Raw genomic sequence first — 1,208 nt, forward strand, 5'->3', positions numbered from 1 at the left:
TTCGGTGGTGGGGGCTTTGGTGCGGAGGTCTTCGAGGATGGCGATGGATTTTTCCATCTCGGTGAGGGCGTTTTCGAGGTTGCCTTGGGAACGTTGGGTGAAGGCGATACTGTACAACGAGATGGCTTCTCCTGCGCGATCGCCCACGGCTTGGTGGAGGGGTAGGGCGCGATCTAAGTATTCAAGGGCTTTCTGCTTTTCTCCTAGGGAGTTGTAGACAGCGCCAATATTGTTGAGGGTTCTGGCTTCTACCCCGCGATCGCCCACGGCTTGGAGAAGGGGCAAAGCGCGGGCGTAGTATTCCAAGGCTTTCTGCTTTTCTCCTAGGGAGTTGTAGACTAAGCCAATGTTGTTGAGAGTCGTGCCTTCCCCCCGGCGATCGCCCACGGCTTGGTAGAGGGGCAAGGCGCGTTCGTAGTATTCAAGGGCTTTCTGCTTTTCTCCTAGGGAGTCGTAGACCCCACCAATGTTGTTGAGGGTAGTGCCTTCTCCGCCGCGATCGCCCACGGCTTGGTAGAGAGGCAAGGCGCGAGCGTAGTATTCAAGGGCTTTTTGCTTTTCTCCTAGGGAGTCGTAGACAAAGCCAATATTGTTGAGGATGCCGGCTTCCCCCCGGCGTTGGCGTAGCCTCTCCGAAGGAGAATCGCCCACGGCTTGGTAGAGAGGCAAGGCGCGATCGTAGTATTCCAACGCTTTCTGCTTTTCTCCTAGGGAGTTGTAGACAGCGCCAATATTGTTGAGGGTTTGGGCTTCTCCCCCGCGAGCGCCCACTGCTTGGTAGAGAGGCAAGGCGCGAGCGAAGTATTCAAGGGCTTTCTGCTTTTTTCCTAGGGAGTCATAGACAGCACCAATATTGTTGAGGGTTGCAGCTTCTCCCCCGCGATCGCCCAAGGCTTGGAAGAGGGGCAAGGCACGAGCGTAGCATTCCAATGCTTTCTGCTTTTCTCCTAGGGAGTCGTAGATGAAGCCAATGTTGGTGAGAGTGACGGCTTCTAAACGTTGTTCTCCTGCTTGGCGAAAGAGAGTTGCAGCGCGTTCAAAGAGAGGAATGGCTTGTTGGAAGGTTTCTAAGGTCCCTTGCTGACGCAATTGAACCGCCTCTTGAAGAACCCGGTTTGCCTCATCTAAGTCCGGCGACTGTTGGGCGATGTGGGTTTCAACGGGTTTTCCCTGTGCCATCCCAGAGACGGGCAGTATTGCCGCACTTG

At 55.2% G+C, this 1,208-nt stretch carries 1 protein-coding gene; it reads right to left on the reverse strand.

The window, feature by feature from the left end:
* On the reverse strand, positions 1-1,179 hold a 1,179-nt coding region (locus JUI58_RS21845), incomplete at its 3' end, for a tetratricopeptide repeat protein (RefSeq protein ID WP_348539951.1).
* Positions 1,180-1,208 lie beyond the last annotated feature (29 nt).

This window comes from Spirulina sp. CCY15215 (assembly GCF_016888125.1).
Lineage (GTDB): Bacteria > Cyanobacteriota > Cyanobacteriia > Cyanobacteriales > Spirulinaceae > CCY15215.